17 protein-coding genes are annotated in these 18,474 nt (G+C 59.2%); 2 read left to right on the top strand and 15 right to left on the bottom strand.

The window, feature by feature from the left end:
- Positions 1–2 precede the first annotated feature (2 nt).
- Complete coding sequence (locus ACHEXK_RS00530) at positions 3–932, bottom strand: ATP-binding cassette domain-containing protein (protein ID WP_416547324.1); 930 nt, start codon at positions 930–932, stop codon at positions 3–5.
- Positions 933–1,002: 70 nt separating this feature from the next.
- Between ACHEXK_RS00530 and asd the strand changes: the two genes are divergently transcribed.
- A complete protein-coding gene (asd, locus tag ACHEXK_RS00525) occupies positions 1,003–1,905 on the top strand; it encodes an archaetidylserine decarboxylase (protein ID WP_416547323.1) in 903 nt (300 codons plus the stop codon).
- Here asd and ACHEXK_RS00520 read toward each other — a convergent pair.
- From ACHEXK_RS00520 to ACHEXK_RS00465, 12 genes are all read right to left on the bottom strand, one after another.
- The gene (locus ACHEXK_RS00520) at positions 1,902–3,062 is read right to left on the bottom strand and encodes a DUF1501 domain-containing protein (protein WP_416547322.1); all 1,161 of its coding nucleotides are present in this window, start codon (positions 3,060–3,062) and stop codon (positions 1,902–1,904) included. The two genes, asd and ACHEXK_RS00520, sit on opposite strands and share 4 nt — an antisense overlap.
- 5 nt (positions 3,063–3,067) lie before the next feature.
- On the bottom strand, positions 3,068–4,549 hold the full coding sequence (locus ACHEXK_RS00515) for a DUF1800 family protein (RefSeq protein ID WP_416547321.1): 1,482 nt from the start codon (positions 4,547–4,549) through the stop codon (positions 3,068–3,070).
- Positions 4,550–4,621: 72 nt separating this feature from the next.
- The gene (locus tag ACHEXK_RS00510; RefSeq protein ID WP_416547320.1) at positions 4,622–6,490 is read right to left on the bottom strand and encodes a potassium transporter Kup; all 1,869 of its coding nucleotides are present in this window, start codon (positions 6,488–6,490) and stop codon (positions 4,622–4,624) included.
- 111 nt (positions 6,491–6,601) lie between these two features.
- Positions 6,602–7,897: a glutamate--cysteine ligase gene (gshA, locus tag ACHEXK_RS00505; RefSeq protein WP_416547319.1), complete on the bottom strand. Its 1,296-nt coding sequence runs from the start codon at positions 7,895–7,897 to the stop codon at positions 6,602–6,604.
- Between the two features lie 118 nt (positions 7,898–8,015).
- Positions 8,016–9,296, bottom strand: coding sequence for a glutamate-5-semialdehyde dehydrogenase (locus tag ACHEXK_RS00500; protein ID WP_416547318.1), 1,281 nt, complete (start codon positions 9,294–9,296; stop codon positions 8,016–8,018).
- A gap of 71 nt (positions 9,297–9,367) precedes the next feature.
- Positions 9,368–10,420 carry a DNA polymerase III subunit delta gene (gene holA / locus ACHEXK_RS00495; protein ID WP_416547317.1) on the bottom strand — a complete coding sequence of 351 codons (1,053 nt, stop codon included), beginning with the start codon at positions 10,418–10,420 and terminating at the stop codon, positions 9,368–9,370.
- Positions 10,421–10,441: 21 nt separating this feature from the next.
- Positions 10,442–10,981 (bottom strand): LPS assembly lipoprotein LptE, encoded by a 540-nt coding sequence (gene lptE, locus ACHEXK_RS00490; protein WP_416547316.1) that lies wholly within the window; start codon positions 10,979–10,981, stop codon positions 10,442–10,444.
- Positions 10,982–10,988: 7 nt separating this feature from the next.
- A complete protein-coding gene (leuS, locus tag ACHEXK_RS00485) occupies positions 10,989–13,784 on the bottom strand; it encodes a leucine--tRNA ligase (RefSeq protein WP_416547315.1) in 2,796 nt (931 codons plus the stop codon).
- Between the two features lie 163 nt (positions 13,785–13,947).
- A complete protein-coding gene (locus tag ACHEXK_RS00480; RefSeq protein ID WP_416547314.1) occupies positions 13,948–14,376 on the bottom strand; it encodes an ExbD/TolR family protein in 429 nt (142 codons plus the stop codon).
- A 9-nt stretch (positions 14,377–14,385) separates the two neighbouring features.
- A complete protein-coding gene (locus tag ACHEXK_RS00475; RefSeq protein ID WP_416547313.1) occupies positions 14,386–15,024 on the bottom strand; it encodes a MotA/TolQ/ExbB proton channel family protein in 639 nt (212 codons plus the stop codon).
- Between the two features lie 17 nt (positions 15,025–15,041).
- Entirely contained in the window at positions 15,042–15,857 is an 816-nt protein-coding gene (gene dapB / locus ACHEXK_RS00470) for a 4-hydroxy-tetrahydrodipicolinate reductase (RefSeq protein WP_416547312.1), read from the bottom strand.
- Between the two features lie 55 nt (positions 15,858–15,912).
- The gene (locus ACHEXK_RS00465) at positions 15,913–16,452 is read right to left on the bottom strand and encodes an outer membrane protein assembly factor BamE (RefSeq protein ID WP_416547311.1); all 540 of its coding nucleotides are present in this window, start codon (positions 16,450–16,452) and stop codon (positions 15,913–15,915) included.
- 85 nt (positions 16,453–16,537) lie between these two features.
- On the opposite strand from ACHEXK_RS00465, the gene fur reads away from it, so the two are divergent.
- The gene (gene fur / locus ACHEXK_RS00460) at positions 16,538–16,966 is read left to right on the top strand and encodes a ferric iron uptake transcriptional regulator (protein ID WP_416547310.1); all 429 of its coding nucleotides are present in this window, start codon (positions 16,538–16,540) and stop codon (positions 16,964–16,966) included.
- A gap of 12 nt (positions 16,967–16,978) precedes the next feature.
- On the opposite strand, the gene hprK is transcribed toward fur, so the two are convergent.
- Complete coding sequence (gene hprK / locus ACHEXK_RS00455) at positions 16,979–17,920, bottom strand: HPr(Ser) kinase/phosphatase (RefSeq protein ID WP_416547309.1); 942 nt, start codon at positions 17,918–17,920, stop codon at positions 16,979–16,981.
- 23 nt (positions 17,921–17,943) lie between these two features.
- Complete coding sequence (locus ACHEXK_RS00450; RefSeq protein WP_416547308.1) at positions 17,944–18,411, bottom strand: PTS sugar transporter subunit IIA; 468 nt, start codon at positions 18,409–18,411, stop codon at positions 17,944–17,946.
- Positions 18,412–18,474: the final 63 nt, after the last annotated feature.

The raw sequence follows: 18,474 nt of genomic DNA, 5'->3' as shown, positions 1-18,474 counted from the left end.
GATCAGCCTTCCTCTCGGATCTGACGTCCGGTCAATTTCAAAAACAGGTCTTCCAGATTGGACGGCCGGTGCAGGGTACGCAGCGCAGGCCAGGCTTGCAAAGCCGCCAGCAATGGGCGGCTGTCTTGGGTGTAGAAGAAAACCGTTTCACCACTCACCTCAACCCGACCTGCCAGCCCTTTCAGGCTGGCCTCTTGCGCCAGCGCCACCGCGCCTTGGCCAAACACCTCCACCACCTCGGGCTCCAAGTGCTCGGCGATCAGGTCGCGGGGCTTGCCCTCGGCGATCTTGCGGCCCTGGTCCAGCACCAAGAGGCGAGAGCACAGGCGCTCGGCCTCGTCCATGAAGTGGGTGGTGAGCAAGATGGATTTACCTTCTTGCAGCAGCACTTGCAGGCGTTCCCACATCAGGTGCCGCGCTTGCGGGTCCAGGCCCGTCGTGGGCTCATCCAGCATCAGCAGTTGCGGGTGGTTGATGAGCGCGCGGGCCAGGCTCAAGCGACGCTTCATGCCGCCCGACAGTTCACCTGGCTTGGCTTTGGCTTTGTGGTTGAGGGCGCCAAACTCGAGCAACTGGGGAATACGCTCGCGGATCACCGCGTCGGACAGGCCAAAATAACGGCCAAAGACCAGCAGGTTTTCTTCAGCAGTGAAGTCCGGATCCAGCGTGTCCATTTGCGCAACCACGCCCAAACGGGCTTTGATGTCCAGCGCGTCGCGGGGCATTTGTTGCTCGCCAAAGTAGGTGATGCTGCCGCTGTCAGGCTCAGACAGGCCCAGACACATGCGCAGCGTGGTGGTTTTGCCCGCGCCATTGGGGCCGATCACGCCCAGGCACTCACCGGGCTCGATGTGGAAAGACAGGTCATTGACCACGGTGGCGTCGCCGTAGCGTTTGACCAGATGAGTCACAGAAAGCAATGGGGTGTTCATGCTCGGATTGTGCCTGCGCCCGTCCCGATAAAATCAGCGCATTGTCCTGAACCGCCCCGGCGGCCCCCTCATGTCCCCTTCCTTTTCTGACCGCTTGGCGGTTTTGCCGCAATACCTGATCCCCAAGCAAGCCCTGACGGTGTTTGCCGGTTGGGTAGCGGGCAGTCAGTGGGGCCGCGTGACGACCGGCATCATTGACCGCTTTGTGCGCCGCTACAACGTGAACATGGCAGAGGCCGCCAACGCAGACACATCCAGCTACAAGAGCTTCAACGAGTTTTTTACCCGGCCCTTGCGCGCAGATGCCCGCCCACTGGCGACGGCCGATTGGGTGAGTCCGGTGGACGGGGCCATCAGCCAATGCGGTCCGATTGCGGGCGATCAAGTCTTCCAGGCCAAGGGCCACGGCTACAGCACGCGCGCTCTGGTGGGCGGTGATGCCGCGCTGGCCGCACAGTTTCAAGACGGCGACTTTGCCACCTTGTACCTGAGCCCGCGCGACTACCACCGCATCCACATGCCTTGCGCGGGGCGACTCACGCGCATGATTTACGTGCCGGGCGATTTGTTCTCGGTGAACCCGACCACCGCACGCGGTGTGCCCGGCCTCTTTGCCCGCAATGAGCGCTTGGTCTGCGTGTTCGAGGGCGCGCACGGCCCCTTTGTAATGGTGCTCGTGGGGGCCACCATTGTCGGGAGCATGGCCACCGTGTGGCACGGGGTGGTCAACCCACCTCGGCCCGGACAAATGCGCGAGTGGACTTATGAAATGGGCAACATCGCCCTGGCCCAAGGCGAAGAAATGGGCCGCTTTTTGCTGGGCTCCACCGTGGTGATGCTGTTCCCCAAAGGGCTGATGCAGTTCAACAAGGACTGGACGCCCACCCGGGCCATTGTGATGGGCGAAGGGATGGGGACCTTGATGGCACCGGGATCTGCTGCCGATGATCGAACGGAAAGTGCCAGCGCTTAGACCAGCAAACCCTTGAGTGCCGCACTGGGCTGGTGGGCCATCACCTGCTGCTGAATGGCGGCAGGTGTGATCTCAAAGACCCGCTCGATCACTTTGGCATACACCGCTGCGACATCGATGGTGGGCGGCAAATCCCGGCCTTCAAACAATTGGTCCTTGTTCAGGCCACGCCAATCGGAAAAGACCTTGGCCTGACCGATCAAGCCGCCAGCGAGCAAACAACACGTCCCCACGCCATGGTCGGTCCCGGTGGTGCCGTTTTCAGCCGCCGTTCGGCCAAACTCTGTCACCGTCACCACCAAAGCGTTGGACCACATCGGCCCCATCGCTGTTTGGAAATTTTGGACCAATTGATCGATTTTGACCAATTGATCCGCATGCCCACCCAGGTCGCCCCCCTGGCTCGCGTGCGTGTCAAACCCATGTGTGAAATCAATCAGACCCACACGTGGCCCCTGCGCTTGGCTCATTTCTTGACCCGCCAAGCGGCCCAGTTCCGGCAAAGCGCGGGCATTGGCAAAATCTTGTCGATTCATGGCGCCTTGCCGCTGCGAGGCCGCTTCGGCCCGGATCACAGACGCATAGGGCGAGATGAGCCCATCTTTCGACCACAAGGCTTCCAAAGCATCGGCAACACCCGGTGTCAAAGGGGGCATCCAGTTCGGAAATTTGGTGGACGATTCGGGGTTCCCTCGAAGAAGCAAAGGCATGGGAATCGATAGGGAAACGCCGCCCGCCACCCGCGCCACCTGCATGGCCCGCCCCAGCCATCCCGAAGCAGAGGTGTAGGGCTTGTTCATGCCCGACTGCATCACGTCTTGGCCCTCAAAATGCGAACGCCCAGCATACGCAAAGCCCGTGCTGTGGACCACCGCCAACTGCTGCTGTCCCCACAACTGGTGCAGGTGCTTGAAGGCGGGGTGCAGGCCAAATGAGCCATCCAGCGGCAAACTGTTTTGCACCGCGATGGTGGGCCGAATGGCCGCGTAGGTGGCGTCCCCGATGGGCGGCACAGCAGCCAAGCCGTCCATGCCACCGCGCAGCAAAACGACCAACAACCGGGGGGCACTTTCAACACCGCGGGCCCACGCGGGCTGAAAGCCTGCAAAACTCAGGGCCGTCGCGCCCGCCCCCTTGAGCCATTGTCTTCTTTGCATGCTGATCAACTCCAAAGCAAGGTAGGGCTGGCGTGGAACAAGGTGTGGGCAGCGCGCAAATCGCCCTTGGCCATCACCTGTTGAATCAATGTCTTTTCGGGGCTGTCTGGGGCGAAATGCCCTTCGCACAATTGGCTCAAGATTTGTCGGGGTTGTGACGCCTGTTGCAGCCATTCGCGGGTGACCACGAGCATGAAGCGCACGCGGCGGTCCAGCATTTCCTTGGAGATCCACTCGACCGAACGAATGGGCCAACCGTTGGGCTGAGGGCAGCGCGGCAATGGCTGTCCCAAATCACCCAAGACATTGGGGGTTTTGAGGCCGCCCCGCTCATCCAGGGGTGCCGTCCTCGGCGGAGCCAGGCCCATCAAATTCCAGGTCTGCAGCAGCCAGGTCTCGGGTGACAAGAATTTGCGCGTGGACTCGAGGTGCGCCCAGCACATCTCCAGCACGGCAGCGTGCACCGCGGGCAAATGCCCTTGGGTTTGCACAAAAACTTGCTCAATGTGGCGAACCGCCTCGAGCGGCGGCTCGTCATCCAAGAAATAGACGCACAGTTTGCGCGCCAGGTGCTTGGCGGTGGCCGGGTGGACAGCCAAGTCAGCAACCAAGTCTTCCAATTTGCCGGAGGGGCGGAGAAAGGCAGAGTAGGTTTTGCCCATGACCACCTGCGAGCCCGGCTCATGGTGATTGAAGTCGAAGAAGGTTCCCAGAGGGACCCCTGGCTTGTGGTGTTTATCAGGGCGCATGTCGCGCCAGCCGGTCAAGATCAAGGTGACCGCTTCCACATCTTTCTGACTGTAGCCCGACTCTGGGCTCAAAGTGAACAACTCCAAGAGCTCACGGCCCAGGTTTTCGTTGATGCTGTTTGCGGTCCATTTTTCTCTTGCAGCGCGGGAACGTGGCCCCGTGTTGGTGTTGTTGTCCAGGTAAACCAACATGCCGGGATGGGTCGTGGCATGCCAAAGCATCGACTGGAAGTTGCCCGTCATTTTTTCTCGCAAACTGCGCTGAAAAGGCCCCACCAAGGTGTCATTGTTCTGGTTGCCCGGGGCCACCATGAAATGGTTGCACCAGAAATGCCAAAATCGCTCAAAGACAGGTGCTTCACCATACAAAGCGGTGGTGGCGCGCGCTTGGACCTCTTTCCAATGCTCCATTTGCCCATAAGGGATCCCGATATCGCGCCTGCGCTCGGCCTGATACTGCTCTTTGGACATGCGCCTGGCCTTGCCAAAAGACTCCGATTCCAGTCGGCGGTGCTTTTCAAAGGCGTGCATGACATCGTCCATGCGCCACAACAGATGCACCCACTCGGGCAAATCGGTGCGGCGTGTCCCGTCGCGCTCCAAAATGTCGATGGGGGGGGCTCGCTTGAGCTGAGCCTTTGCCCACGCCAAAGGGTCATCGGGCAGCGGTGTACCGTGCGGCAAACCAAACGCCACACGCCGAGTGAACTGATGGGCCAAATGCACAGAGCGCTGCATGAAATCCCCTTCTGATGGCCTTCACGCCGACATGGACGGCCTGCGCACACCGCACAGGTTCTGGCGAACGGCTCAAATTTCGATCTTCGAGCCCAACTCAACCACCGCATTGGTGGGCAGGTTCAAGAAAGCGGCCGCACCACTGGCATTGTGGTGCATTTGAGCAAACAATTTTTCGCGCCAAGTGGCCATGCCCCCCCCAATGGTGGGAATCACGATGTCACGCGAGAGGAAATAACTGGTCATCATCGGATCGAGATTGTGGCCTTCGCCCTCGATGCTGATCAAGGCGCTTGGCAAGTCGGGGTTGTCCTTGAAGCCATAGTTGACGATGACTTGCCAGCAGTCGTGTCCGAGAGGGGTCACATCCAAACGCTCGCTGGCGTCCACCCGCGGCACCTCGTGGCTGCGCACGGTGACAAACAGGTTGCGCGCGTGCAAGACTTTGTTGTGCTTCAAGTTGTGCAGCAAAGCGTTGGGCACGGCGCCCGTATCGGCGGTCAAGAACACCGCTGTGCCTTCAACCCGGGTGGGCGGGGAAATGAACACGGCTTCCAGGAAATCAGGCAAACGCAAAGCATCCGAGCGCAAAGACTCATTGAGCAATCGCCGACCGTCGTGCCATGTCAGCATCAATATGAACACGGATGCGCCAATGAACAGCGGGAACCACCCCCCGTCAAACAGTTTGAGCATGTTCGAAGCCCAGAAGGCCAAATCGACCACGAAGAAAAACCCTGTCGCGCCAATGCACAACGCCAGGGGCAGCTTCCAAGCGTAACGGATGACAAAAAACGTGAGCACGGTGGTGATCAGCATGTCGGTGCACACGGCAATGCCATAGGCTGCGGCGAGATTGCTCGAGGACTTGAACATGACCACGGCCAAAACAATGGCGACAAACAAGCCCCAGTTGACGAAGGGCATGTAGACCTGTCCGGTATCGGTTTCACTGGTGTGTTGCACTTCGAGGCGCGGCAGATAACCCAGCTGTATGACCTGCTTGGTCACGCTGAAAGCGCCAGAAATCAAGGCTTGCGAAGCGATGACCGTGGCCATGGTGGCCAAACCCACCAAGGGCAACAAGGCCCATTCGGGGGCCATCATGTAGAACGGGTTTTTGACCGCTTCGGGTTCGGCCAGCAGCAAAGCCCCTTGTCCAAAGTAGTTCAGGGTCAGGCAAGGCATGACCACGCTGAACCAAGCCAAGCGAATAGGCTTTTTGCCAAAGTGCCCCATGTCGGCGTACAGGGCTTCGCCGCCCGTCACACACAACACCACCGCGCCCAAAATGATGAAGGTGGTGCCTGGCTCATTCCACATGAAACTCAAGGCGTAATGCGGACTGATGGCCAACAGGATTTCAGGGCGTTGCACGATGTGGGAAACGCCCAAGACCGCGATGGACAGGAACCAAACCAGCGTGATGGGACCAAAGAATTTGCCAATGCCGGCCGTGCCGCGCTTTTGTACCCAAAACAGCAGGAACAGAATCACCAAGGTGAGGGGGATGACCGCTTTTTTGAAGGTGGGCGAGATGATCTCCAAGCCTTCAACAGCCGACAACACGGAAATGGCGGGGGTGATGACGCCATCGCCATAGAACAAGCAGGTGCCAAAAATCCCGACGACCAGCAACACCTTGCGGGTTCGCGGGCGGTCTTTGACCGATTGTGAAGCGAGTGCCAACATGGCCACCAACCCGCCTTCGCCGTGGTTATCGGCCCGAAGCACCAAAACCACGTACTTGAGCGACACGATGGTGGTCAGGGTCCAAAAGAAAATCGAGAGGATCCCGTAGACGTTTTCTGGCGTGAAGGGCACATGGCCAGAGCCAAACACCTCTTTCATCGCATACAACACGCTGGTGCCAATGTCGCCGTAAACCACGCCAATGGCGCCCAGGGTCAGCGCGGCGAGAGAGGATTTTGTAGAGGACACAAAAATTGGCCTGATCTGTGATCAGACTGACAGTCTTGAAGTTCGCTATTTTGCGCCCGATGACGGCACCGTGTCACCGCAAGGCTCTGGTTTTGTTGCAGTGCAGCAACTTTAATCGTAAACCTCGGCTTCGGGGTCGGTGGCTTCCAGCTCATAGCTGGCCGCGAGCATGGCCAAACGGCCAATCACGCCATACATGTAAAAGCGATTGGGCACGCTGGCGCCAGGTTTGACACCCGGCTGGGGCAGGTGCGGGGTGTCGGCAAAGGCCAAAGGCACGAAACTGGCACCCGGTGCATTCAGGTTCTCGTCCACACCGCGCTCGGCGTGCACACGGTAAAAACCACCCACGACATAACGGTCCATCATGTAAACCACCGGCTCGGCCACCGCGTCGTTGATGCGCTCATTGGTCAGCACACCCTCTTGGATGATCACGTCATTGACGGTCTGTCCATCCTTGATGACGTTCATCTTGTTGCGGGTCTTGCGGTTGAGTTGGTCCAGATCGGACACATCGCGCACGGTCATGATGCCCATGCCGTAAGTGCCGTTGTCGGCCTTGACCACCACAAACGGTTTTTCGTTGATCCCGTATTCCTTGTATTTGCGCTTGATTTTGGTGAGCAAAGCATCCACATTGCTGCGCAAGCAGTCCATGCCGGTGCCTTCGGCAAAATTGACATCGCCGCACTGGCTGAACATGGGGTTGATGAGCCAGGGGTCAATGCCCAACAACTTGCCAAACCGTTTGGTCACCTCTTCGTAGCACTCAAAGTGCTTGGTTTTACGGCGCACACTCCAGCCGGCGTGCAAAGGGGGCAACAAGAACTGCTCGTGCAGTTCCTCCAAGATGCCAGGTGCGCCCGCCGACAGGTCGTTGTTGAGCAAAATGGTGCAGGGGTCAAAATCTTTGAGGCCCAAGCGGTGCTGGGTGCGCACCACAGGCTCCAAAGTCACGCTCTCGCCGTTGGGCAGCTCGATGGTGGTGGTTTCTTTGACTTCAGGATTGATCGATCCCAAACGCACATTCAAACCCGCCATGTGGAAGACGCGTTGCAGTTGCACCACGTTGGACAAATAGAAGGTGTTGCGCGTGTGGTTCTCCGGGATGATCAGGAGATTTTTGGCCTCGGGACAGATCTTCTCAATCGCCGCTTGCGCAGCCTGCACGGCCAAAGGCAGCATTTCAGGTGTGAGGTTGTTCCAGCCACCGGGGTAAAGGTTGGTGTCCACCGGGGCCAACTTGAAACCCGCATTGCGGATGTCGACAGAGGTGTAAATGGGCGGGGTATGCTCCATCCACTCCAAACGGAACCAGCGTTCAATCGCAGGCATGGAGTCGAGGATGCGCTGCTCCAGCTCATTGATGGGGCCGGTCAGGGCGGTGACAAGATGGGGAACCATGAGAGACCTTTAAACGGCTGTCAAAACATAGGGATCATAGGGGGCCGCAAGAAGCTTGTGCAAGCGCAGACTTTCCCCCCAAAAGGGCTTGTGTGCCTCAGCACACAACCTCTGGGCTTCAGCTTCGGACCTCACCTTCACCCAGCACCACGTACTTGAGCGAGGTCAGGCCCTCAATGCCAACGGGACCACGGGCGTGGAACTTGTCGGTGCTGATGCCAATTTCGGCCCCCAAACCATACTCAAAGCCATCGGCAAAACGGGTGCTGGCATTGACCATGACGCTGGCCGAGTCCACCTCGCGCAAAAAACGCTGGGCGTGCATGTGGTCACGGGTGAGGATGGCGTCGGTGTGGTGGCTGCTGTAATGGTTGATGTGGGCAATTGCCTCGTCCAAGCCTTCAACCACCTTGATGCTGATGATGGGTGCCAAGTATTCAGCGAACCAATCCTGCACTGTGGCATCTTTCAGCACCGCGCCGGCAACTTGGCTCAAAATGGCCTTGGACTTCGGACAGCAACGCATTTCCACGCCTTTGAGCGCATAAACGGCACCGATTTTGGGCAGAAACTCGGCCGCCACGCCACGCGCCACCAACAGGCTTTCACTGGCGTTGCAGGGGCTGTACTTTTGCGTCTTGGCGTTGTCGGCCACTTTGACAGCCATGTCGATGTCGCAAGGCTGGTCCACATACGTGTGGCAATTGCCGTCCAGGTGCTTGATGACAGGCACTTTGGCTTCGGCACTGATGCGCTCGATCAGGCCCTTGCCACCACGGGGGATGACCACGTCCACAAACTGGGGCATCGTGATGAGTTGACCCACCGCTGCCCGGTCGGTGGTTTGCACCAGTTGCACGGCATCGATCGGCAGTCCACTCTCGCTGAGTGCTTGCTGCACCAGCAGGGCCAGGGCTTTGTTCGACTCGATGGCCTCGGAGCCGCCGCGCAAGATGCAGGCGTTGCCGCTTTTGATGGACAGACTGGCGGCCTCAATCGTCACATTGGGGCGGCTCTCAAAAATCATGCCGAACACACCAATGGGCACCCGCATCTGGCCCACTCGGATGCCGCTGGGCACTTGCTTCATGCCCAAAATCTCGCCAATCACATCGGGCATGGCAGCCAGTTGCTCGCAGCCTTGGGCGCAGGTCTCGAGCACTTTGGGGCTGAGTTTCAGGCGATCCACCAGGGGCTCGGCCAAACCGGCAGCTTGCGCGCGCGCCAAGTCTCTCGCGTTGTCCAACTGCAAAGCTTCGGTGTTGGCCAAAAGCAAGGCGGCCAAACGGCGCAAGGCTTTGTTTTTGGTGGCCGCCGAGGCCTTGGCCATGAGGGCGGAGGCGGTTTTGGCCTTTTGGCCCAAAGATTGGACGTGTTCGACAGTGTTCAATTCAGTCATTCGGTCATTTTCGCAGATGCCAACCGGGTTTGGGGCCATCAGGCACGCACCCACAAGGGAAAGTGCATCGGTCAACGAATTGTGCAAAAACGCGAAAACCGCACCGCCAACCGCTGCAAAGCCTGCCACCCGTCGGTGGGCCAGTCAGGCACTTTCAGGCCTTTGACAATGCCGTCCACCTGGTGGGCTGCCTGCAGCAGGCCATTCAGGCGGGTCTCGGTCATGCGGGGCAGGACGCGTTCAAACAAACGTTCACGCGGACCCCAAATGCGCTGCTCTCGCAGCGCCAAGGGCATGGGTTTGCCACTGGCCATGGCGTCTTTCAGGCGTTTGAGAGCACGGATGTCTTCGGCCAAGGTGTAATGCACCAACACAGCAGCCTCACCTTCTGCCTGCAAGCCATCCAACATGCGCTGCACACGGGCCACTTGCCCGGAAAGTACCGCTTCGGACAACTTGAACACATCGTAACGGGCCACATTGACCACGGCAGACTCCACTTGCGCCTGACTCAATTCACCAGGCGGGTACAGCAAGCCAAGTTTTTGGATTTCCTGATGCGCCGCAAGCAAGTTGCCTTCCACGCGGTCGGCGAAAAACTGCAAGGTGCGCTGGCCCTCCTCACCCGCCACCACACGCTGGCCTTGCTGCTGCAAGCGTTGTGCAATCCACTGGGGCAATGCACTGCGGTCTATGGACTCCACTTGAATCGAGACGCCCGAATTTTCAAGTGCACCAAACCAGGCCCCCTTGCGGGTAGCGGCATCCAGGCGGGGCAGTAAAAACAAGGTCAAGGTGCTGTCATTGCCTTGGGCAGACGCGGCCAGTTGCTGAATGGCGACGCTGCCTTCTTTGCCCGGCTTGCCAGAGGGCACACGCACTTCCACGATTTGTTTGTCGGCAAACAAACTCATGGAGCCGCCAGCCGCCAGCACTTCACTCCAGTCGAAATGGGCACCCGAGACGGTGTGCACAGTGCGCTCGGTGTAGCCCTGAGCACGGGCACTTGCCCGAATGGCGTCGGCGGCCTCTTGGATCAGCAAAGGCTCATCTCCCTGCAACACGTACAGGCTGCGCAATCCTTTTTGCAAGTGAGCGGCCAGTTGGGGAAGGGGCAATTGCATGGGCGTCTCAGGTCAGCCGCATCAAGGCTGAGAAACCGGCGCTGGCCCGCGCCGCTTGACCGCGGACAAGCGGCGCATGATTTGCTGCACGATGTCGGTCTGCATGTCGCGGTACAAAATGCCTTGCTCAATTTCTTTGGACAGCGCCGCAGACTCCGTGAAGCTCAAATCGCGCTGCTGATAAATCTCGACGGGTTCGATCAATTCGACCCCCTCAGGCGTGCGCAAACGAAATCGCACCCGCAAGCGCAGCTGCAGCTCACGCACCTGCCCGGTCGCGCTCACACCCACGGGCACTTGTTGACGCTCCTCGCCCAAGATGTCGAGGACGGCATCCGCCTTGGCCATTTGTTTCGGCTCGGTCAACACATCGAGCTGGCCCGTGCCCAACAAAGTGCGACGCAACTCCACCCCCAATGGGGAAGTGGTGGAAAAATTCGCATACAGGGTCTTGAACGCCAACGCCTGGGTTTGCCGCAAATGGAACCCACACCCGACCAAGCCGACCGCGAGCAGCCCCTGGCTCACAGCGGTCAAAAAAAATCGGCGCGGGGCATTCATGCGGCGGTCACAGCACGATGTTGACCAAACGGCCGGGCACCACGATGACTTTTTTCGGCACGGCGCCTGCGGCCTGCTTGATAAAAGCTTCGTGGGCCAAGGCTGCGGCTTCGATCTGTGCCTTGTCCGCAATGGCAGGCACCCAAACAGCCCCCCGCAACTTGCCGTTGACCTGCAGCATCAACTCGATCTGATCGCGCACCAAAGCCGACTCATCCACCTCAGGCCAGGGCGCGTCAAGCAACTCGCCCACCGCCTTGGCGTAGCCCAGTTGCTGCCAGATTTCGTCGGTGATGTGCGGGCAGGCGGGGTAGAGCATGCGCGACAAAATCGACACGCCTTCGCAGAGAGCCGCGGTATCACCTGCGGTCCCATCCGGCTTGAAGTCTTCGAGCGCATTGAGCAGCTTCATGCAACCGGACACCACGGTGTTGTATTGCATGCGCTCGTAGTCATAACCCACTTGCTTGAGCACCAGGTGCATCTCGCGGCGCAGCGCTTTGGCCGCATCGCCCAAGGCGGCTTGGCTCAGGTCTTGGCTGGTCGCCGAGCGCAACAGTTCGTGGTGCTTGAAGGCGAAGTTCCAGACCCGGCGCAAAAAGCGGTAGCTGCCTTCCACGGCCGAGTCGTTCCACTCCAGCGTGACTTCGGGTGGTGCAGTGAACATGGTGTACAGACGGGCTGTGTCGGCGCCGTAACGCTCGATCAGGTCCTGCGGGTCCACACCGTTGTTCTTGGACTTGGACATGGTGCCCACGCCCTCGTAATCAATGGCGGTGCCCACGGGCAAGCGGCCGTCGCCGCTGTCGGCTTCGTTCTTGAGCTTGGCGCCGATGACTTTGCCCGTCTCGTCGAGCACATGCTCGACATCGTGCGGCCAGAAATAGTCCTTGCCGCCCTTGGCGGTGCGGCGCGAGTAAATGTGGTTGAGCACCATGCCTTGCGTGAGCAATTTGCTGAAGGGCTCGTCCACCTTGACCAGACCCAGATCGCGCATGACCTTGGTCCAGAAGCGGGCGTACAAAAGGTGCAGGATCGCATGCTCGATGCCGCCGATGTATTGGTCCATGCCACTGCCGCCCGTGGCCAGCTGTTGGTCACGCATCCAATAATCCGAACCCTCGGCCACCATCTTTTCGGTGTTGGTCGGGTCGCAGTAGCGCATGAAGTACCAGGACGAGTCCACAAAGGTGTCCATGGTGTCGGTCTCGCGGCGGGCCGCTTTGCCGCACACGGGGCAAGTCACACCCGCGTGGAAGCCTTCGTGCTTGTGCAACGGGTTGCCTGAGCCATCAGGGATGCAGTCTTGCGGCAGCACCACGGGCAGGTCTTTTTCAGGCACCGGCACCGCACCGTGCTCGTCACAATGGATGATCGGGATGGGGGTGCCCCAGTAACGCTGGCGGCTCACGCCCCAGTCGCGCAAACGCCAAGTGGTTTTCTTTTCACCCAGGCCTTTGGCGGCCAGCAGTTCAGCAACTTTGTTGACGGCGGCTTTTTGGGCCAAGCCATCGAGTTCACCGGAGTTGACACACACACCGTCTTTGGTGGCGTACCAGTCGGACCATGCGGTCGCATCGAAGACCTCAGAGGCCTTGGCTTGGCCTGCGTTGGGCAACGATGTTGAGCTTGCGTCTGAGGCGACCGACGCAGGCGACGACAAGGCCGGTGCACGAGCACCAACAACCTGCTTGATGGGCAACGCGTATTTCAAGGCAAACGCAAAGTCGCGCTCGTCGTGTGCAGGCACACCCATCACGGCGCCGTCGCCGTAGCTCATCAGCACGTAGTTGCCGACCCAGACCTCGACCTGCGCACCCGTCAAAGGATGCATGACGAACAGGCCCGTGGCCATGCCTTTTTTCTCTTGGGTGGCCATTTCGGCCTCGGTCGTGCCACCGGTTTTGCATTCTTCCAAGAAGGCCGCCAGCGCAGGGTTGCTTGCTGCGGCATGCTGCGCCAGCGGGTGCTCGGCGGCCACCGCACAAAACGTCACCCCCATGATGGTGTCGGCGCGGGTGGTGAAGACGTACATCTTGCCGTCGCCAATCAAGGCACCCGAGGCATCTTTGATGTCGTGCGGGAACGCAAAGCGAACACCTTCGGACTTGCCGATCCAGTTTTCCTGCATCAGGCGCACTTTATCGGGCCAGCCGTTCAGCGTCGCTTTGTCGTTGCCCATCTGAACGTGGTCCAACAACTCTTGCGCGTAAGCGGTGATGTTCAGGTAATAGCCGGGGATCTCTCGCTTTTCAACCGGCGCGCCCGTGCGCCAGCCTTTGCCGTCGATGACTTGCTCGTTGGCCAACACGGTCTGGTCCACCGGGTCCCAGTTGACGACCTGGGTCTTGCGGTAGGCGATGCCTTTTTCCAGCATTTTCAAGAAAAGCCACTGGTTCCACTTGTAATAAGTCGGGTCACAGGTGGCGACCTCGCGCGACCAATCGATGGCCAGGCCCATGGCCTGCATCTGCTTTTTCATGTACGCGATGTTCTCGAACGTCCATTTCGCCGGGGGCACGCCATTTTTCAAGGCAGCGTTCTCGGCCGGTAGGCCAAAAGCGTCCCAGCCCATGGGCATCAAGACGTTGTAGCCCTTCATGCGCAGGCTGCGCGTGAGCATGTCGTTGATGGTGTAGTTGCGCACATGGCCCATGTGCAGCTTGCCGCTGGGGTAGGGCAGCATGGAGCAGGCGTAAAACTTCTTTTTGCTGGCGTCTTCGGTGACGCGGTAGGCATCGCGGGCCGTCCAGCGGGCCTGTGCTGCGGGTTCGACTTCGAGGTGGTTGTACTTGTCTTGCATAGCCTGCGATTGTAGGCTGGCGCGGGCGTGGTTCTAGGTGGATTGACCGGCGCTGGTGACCCGCAGGACGGGTGACCCGGGCGCCTCAGACGCAAGCTCAACATCGTTGCCCGAGTCACCCGCCCTGCGGGCATCGTGCATCTTGGTGAGAGGGCTTTACCCGTCAGCGCTTGGGGGTGGACGGGGTTTGCGCCACAAAACCAATGCGCGACAACCCGGCTTTTTGGGCCAAGCCCATGGCCTCAACCACCCGACCATAGGGCACCGACTGGTCGGCGCGCAGCTCCAGCTCGGTGTTGGGGTTGCGCTGAGCCGCTTCGGCCAGGCGCAGGCGCAAGACTTCAGGGGTGATGGGTTGGTCGTTGAAAAACAAGGCCCCTTGCGCGTCAACCACCAACGACAGAGATGCAGAGGCCGCGCCCGACTCAGCACCTTCACTCTGGGGCAAATCCAAACGGATGGCGCTGGTCATCAAGGGGGCCGTGAGGATGAAGATGACCAGCAACACCAGCATCACGTCGACCATGGGGGTGACGTTGATCTCGCTCATCGGCGCAGCGGGTTGACGGGAATCAAGACGACCAAAGGCCATGGTTCAAACTCAGGGTTCGGCGAGCAAAGCGCGCAAGTCATGGGCAAAACCCTCCAGCTGCGCTTCGATTTGGTGGATTTGGCGCCCAAAAACGTTGTAGCCCAACACCGCCGGGATCGCCACAGCCAAACCCGCCGCGGTCATGATGAGCGCCTCGCCCACGGGACCCGCCACCTTGTCAATGGTCAATGGACCACCATCGACCATGCCGGTCAGGGCATTGAAGATCCCCCAAACGGTGCCCAACAGGCCGACAAAAGGAGAGATGGAACCTGCTGTGGCCAACCAAACCTGTCCCCATTGCAGGCGTTTCACCACCAACTGCAAGGCGTCACGCAACACACGGGTCAGTTGTGGATGGCGCTCGCCCGCACACGCCAAAGTACCGCCCACAGGCAACAAAGTCGCCGCCAACAAAGGGGTGATGCTGGCATCGCGATCAAACTGGGCCACGCGCTGCTGTGCATCATCGAACGCAGGGGCTTGCCAAAATGCAGCGATGCTGCGGGGCAGATCGGAGCCGACTCGGGCCAGCAAACGCCATTTCCAGACCATGACCACCCAACTGCCGACCGAGAGCACCAACAGCAGCAAGGCCAAAAAGCGACTGATGCCGTCACTGTGGAGCAAAAAGTCGTTGAGTGACATGACTGAAGTCAGAAAACTCAGCGCAAATTCAACACATCAAACATGTCAAACAAGCCGCTGGACTGGCTCGCCAAGTAGCGCACAGCACGCAAACTGCCTTGGGCGTAAGTGGACCGACTGGAGGATTTGTGGGTCACTTCAATGCGCTCACCAATGCCCGCAAAAAGCACGGTGTGATCACCCACGATGTCACCGCCTCGGATGGTGGAGAAACCGATGGTTGACGGATCTCGCTCGCCGGTATGGCCATAGCGCTCGTACACAGCGCACGCTTTCAAGTCACGACCAATGGCTTCGGCAATGACTTCACCCATCTTGAGGGCCGTGCCCGAGGGGGCGTCCACCTTATGGCGGTGGTGGGCCTCAATGATCTCAATGTCGTAACCCGTGGACATGGCTTGCGCAGCCATTTGCAACAGCTTGAGCGTGACATTGACGCCCACGCTCATGTTGGGGGCCATCACGATGGCAATGTCTTTGGCGATTTCAGCGATTTCAGCTTTTTGCGCATCGGTGAAACCGGTCGTGCCGATCACGGCCTTGACACCCAACTCACGGCAGACCTTCAGATGCGCCAAGGTGCCTTCGGGGCGGGTGAAATCAATCACACAGCCCGCATTCTTGAGGCCGTCATGCAAATCCGACGTGACCAAGACACCGCTGGTTTGACCCAGTGGTTTGGCCGCATCTTGCCCCAAGGCAGGACTGCTGGCGATATCGAGCGCGCCGACCAGTCGGCAGTCACCCGAGGCCAAGATGGCCTCGATGAGCATGTGCCCCATGCGGCCTGAGGCGCCAGCAACGGTGATGGGCAAGTGGTTCAATGGAGTCATGTCGTTTCTGTGAAAAGTCGCACGCCCTCGGGCACCAAGCCCGTTGATTCACCCCTCAACGGGGTGAGGGCTCCAAGGGGGGGTAACTGGCAGGAAGGGCGGGTAAAGGCTGGACACTCCCAGCCACCGGCGGGATCGGGAATTTCTTCAAATCTTCTTCACTGGCCTGCAAATTGGTCACCGTGGCCGCTTTGCGCTGAACCTGCAATCGCGCCACGAACTCCGATTCGCTGGGCAAGTCGTCACCTTCCACCGTTGCAACCACATCGTTCTTGAAAGTCACCATGAGCTGAAAACTCTGGGGAGGGACGCCTTGACGGCGAATGCTGAAGGCGTAATCCCAACGGTCAGCATGAAAGAGACTGGTCACCAATGGGGTGCCCAAGATGTCCTTGACTTGTGCGCGCGCCATGCCCGGGATGATCGCTTGGCGCTGCTCCTTGGACACAAAATTGCCTTGCACCACCTCGGGGATATACGGCCTGAACGTCTCTTGGGTGAATTTGGAGAGGCCGCCACAACCGACCAAACTGGCACACAGGATGAGCATGGCCATGCGGACGCCTGTCGCAGAGAAAATCAAGGATGCTGTCATGGTTGAGGGCTGGCCGATATGATCAGCTCATTGTAGCGGCAGCTTCGAGACTGTACCGTTCGCCACCACCCCAACGCCCAAGACCATGCGCCAAATCGACGAACTGAAAAACAATGGTCTCAAGGCCACGCTCCCGCGACTGAAAATCTTGGACGTTTTCCAAAGTGGCGCTCAGCGCCACATGACTGCGGAAGACGTTTTTCGGCACCTGCTGCTGGACAACACCGACGTGGGCTTGGCCACCGTTTACCGGGTGCTGATGCAATTTGAGCAAGCAGGCATCCTGAGTCGCAACCATTTTGAAAGCGGCAAAGCGGTGTACGAACTCAACGAAGGTCAGCACCACGACCACATGGTGTGCCTCGATTGCGGCAGGGTGGAGGAGTTTTACGACCCAGAAATCGAATCACGCCAACAAGCCGTTGCGCAGGCCAAAGGTTTCGTGATCGCCGACCATGCGCTGAGCCTTTATGCACACTGCACACAAAACCCCTGCCCCCACCGCCAGCGTTGACGGCACCGGCACTCACTCCATGGCGCGTCGTTGGCGATCGATGAAGTCCTGGTAAGTGTCGATGCCGCGCATTTGCAAAATCGTATTGCGCACGGCCGCCTCGACCAACACCGCAATGTTGCGTCCTGCAACCACCTGAATCACCACCTTGCGAACCGGGATCCCCAAAATGTCCTGGACCAGCGGCTCCGATGGGAGCCGTTCGTAATCCCGCTCCAAGGTTTCTTTGCGCACCAGATGGACGATCAGCTTCAGGCGCATCTTGCGACGAACTGCTGTTTCCCCAAAAATAGCCCGAATGTCCAGCAAACCAATCCCGCGCACTTCCAGCAGGTTTTGCAGCAAATCGGGACAACGCGCCTCGATGGTGGTTTGGTTGATGCGGTACAAGTCCACCGCATCATCGGCCACCAAGCCATTGCCACGGGAAATCAGCTCCAGACCCAGCTCACTTTTGCCAAGGCCGGACTCCCCCGTGATCAGCACGCCCATGCCCAAAATGTCCATGAAGACACCGTGCATGGTTGAACGGTCGGCAAAGTGTTTGGACAAGTAAGCCCGCAGCACATCGATGACAAAAGCCGACGACTGCTCGGTCGAAAACATCGGAATCTGCGCGCGCTCACACATGGACAGCAGGGCGTCTGGCGCGGTTTGACCGTCGGCCAAGACCAGCACTGGCGGCTCTAAAGTGACAATGCGGGCAATGCGCCGCGCACAATCTTCGGCGGTGGCATTGCTCAGGTACGCGACTTCACGTGGACCCAAAATTTGAACCCGGTACGGGTGAATGTAATTGAGGTAACCCACCAAATCAGCCCCAGATCGGGCCTCACGGACAGCCACTTCATCAAACCGTCGCTCGGAAGCACCCAACCCTGCGACCCACTGCCATTTGAGGTTTTGGCGGTGGTCCTCAAACAAGAGGTCTGCGCAGATAACGGTTGGTTTCATCGCCAATCACCCCATTCAGAGCATCAGGCGGTTTGGGCAGACTGCCACTGGGCAATCAATTGGTGCAGGCTGGCTTGGACGGAACTGTTCTTGATGTTTTCACGCAGCACGGTGTCGCTGAGCAATTCGGCGATCTCGGAGAGGATTTCCAAGTGCTTTTGCGTCGCCGCCTCCGGAACCAACAAAAAGATCAACAAATTGACCGGCTGCTCGTCGGGGGCATCAAAACCAATCGGCTGCGCCAACTGAAAGACGGCGGCCATGGGCGCCTTCAGGCCCTTGATGCGCCCATGCGGAATGGCCACACCGTGCCCCAAACCTGTCGAACCCAGCCGCTCTCGGGCAAACAAGCTGTCCGTGACCAAAGCACGAGACAAACCATGCAGGTTCTCAAAGAGAAGTCCGGCTTCTTCAAATGCGCGTTTCTTGCTGGTGGCTTCCACCCCAACAAGAACTTGTGCAACAGGCAATATGGATGAGAGACGATTCATGGTCGAGGCCGGATTATGCACCTTGCGCGAGGGGATCCACTTTGGCCATGGGAGACAGGGCTT

Origin of the sequence: Limnohabitans sp. DCL3, assembly GCF_048019295.1 — a bacterium.
In the GTDB taxonomy this organism is placed as follows: domain Bacteria; phylum Pseudomonadota; class Gammaproteobacteria; order Burkholderiales; family Burkholderiaceae_C; genus Limnohabitans_A.
This window is presented reverse-complemented; position numbering and strand designations above follow the sequence as displayed.

Coding starts and splice junctions, on each gene's coding strand:
- ACHEXK_RS00530 (WP_416547324.1), bottom strand. CDS start 932: ATGAACACCCCATTGCTTTCTGTGACTCATCTGGTCAAACGCTACGGC.
- ACHEXK_RS00450 (WP_416547308.1), bottom strand. CDS start 18,411: ATGAATCGTCTCTCATCCATATTGCCTGTTGCACAAGTTCTTGTTGGG.
- fur (WP_416547310.1), top strand. CDS start 16,538: ATGCGCCAAATCGACGAACTGAAAAACAATGGTCTCAAGGCCACGCTC.
- holA (WP_416547317.1), bottom strand. CDS start 10,420: ATGCAATTGCCCCTTCCCCAACTGGCCGCTCACTTGCAAAAAGGATTG.
- ACHEXK_RS00520 (WP_416547322.1), bottom strand. CDS start 3,062: ATGCAAAGAAGACAATGGCTCAAGGGGGCGGGCGCGACGGCCCTGAGT.
- ACHEXK_RS00465 (WP_416547311.1), bottom strand. CDS start 16,452: ATGACAGCATCCTTGATTTTCTCTGCGACAGGCGTCCGCATGGCCATG.
- hprK (WP_416547309.1), bottom strand. CDS start 17,920: ATGAAACCAACCGTTATCTGCGCAGACCTCTTGTTTGAGGACCACCGC.
- ACHEXK_RS00500 (WP_416547318.1), bottom strand. CDS start 9,296: ATGACTGAATTGAACACTGTCGAACACGTCCAATCTTTGGGCCAAAAG.
- gshA (WP_416547319.1), bottom strand. CDS start 7,897: ATGGTTCCCCATCTTGTCACCGCCCTGACCGGCCCCATCAATGAGCTG.
- ACHEXK_RS00515 (WP_416547321.1), bottom strand. CDS start 4,549: ATGCAGCGCTCTGTGCATTTGGCCCATCAGTTCACTCGGCGTGTGGCG.
- lptE (WP_416547316.1), bottom strand. CDS start 10,981: ATGAATGCCCCGCGCCGATTTTTTTTGACCGCTGTGAGCCAGGGGCTG.
- asd (WP_416547323.1), top strand. CDS start 1,003: ATGTCCCCTTCCTTTTCTGACCGCTTGGCGGTTTTGCCGCAATACCTG.
- ACHEXK_RS00480 (WP_416547314.1), bottom strand. CDS start 14,376: ATGGCCTTTGGTCGTCTTGATTCCCGTCAACCCGCTGCGCCGATGAGC.
- dapB (WP_416547312.1), bottom strand. CDS start 15,857: ATGACTCCATTGAACCACTTGCCCATCACCGTTGCTGGCGCCTCAGGC.
- leuS (WP_416547315.1), bottom strand. CDS start 13,784: ATGCAAGACAAGTACAACCACCTCGAAGTCGAACCCGCAGCACAGGCC.
- ACHEXK_RS00475 (WP_416547313.1), bottom strand. CDS start 15,024: ATGTCACTCAACGACTTTTTGCTCCACAGTGACGGCATCAGTCGCTTT.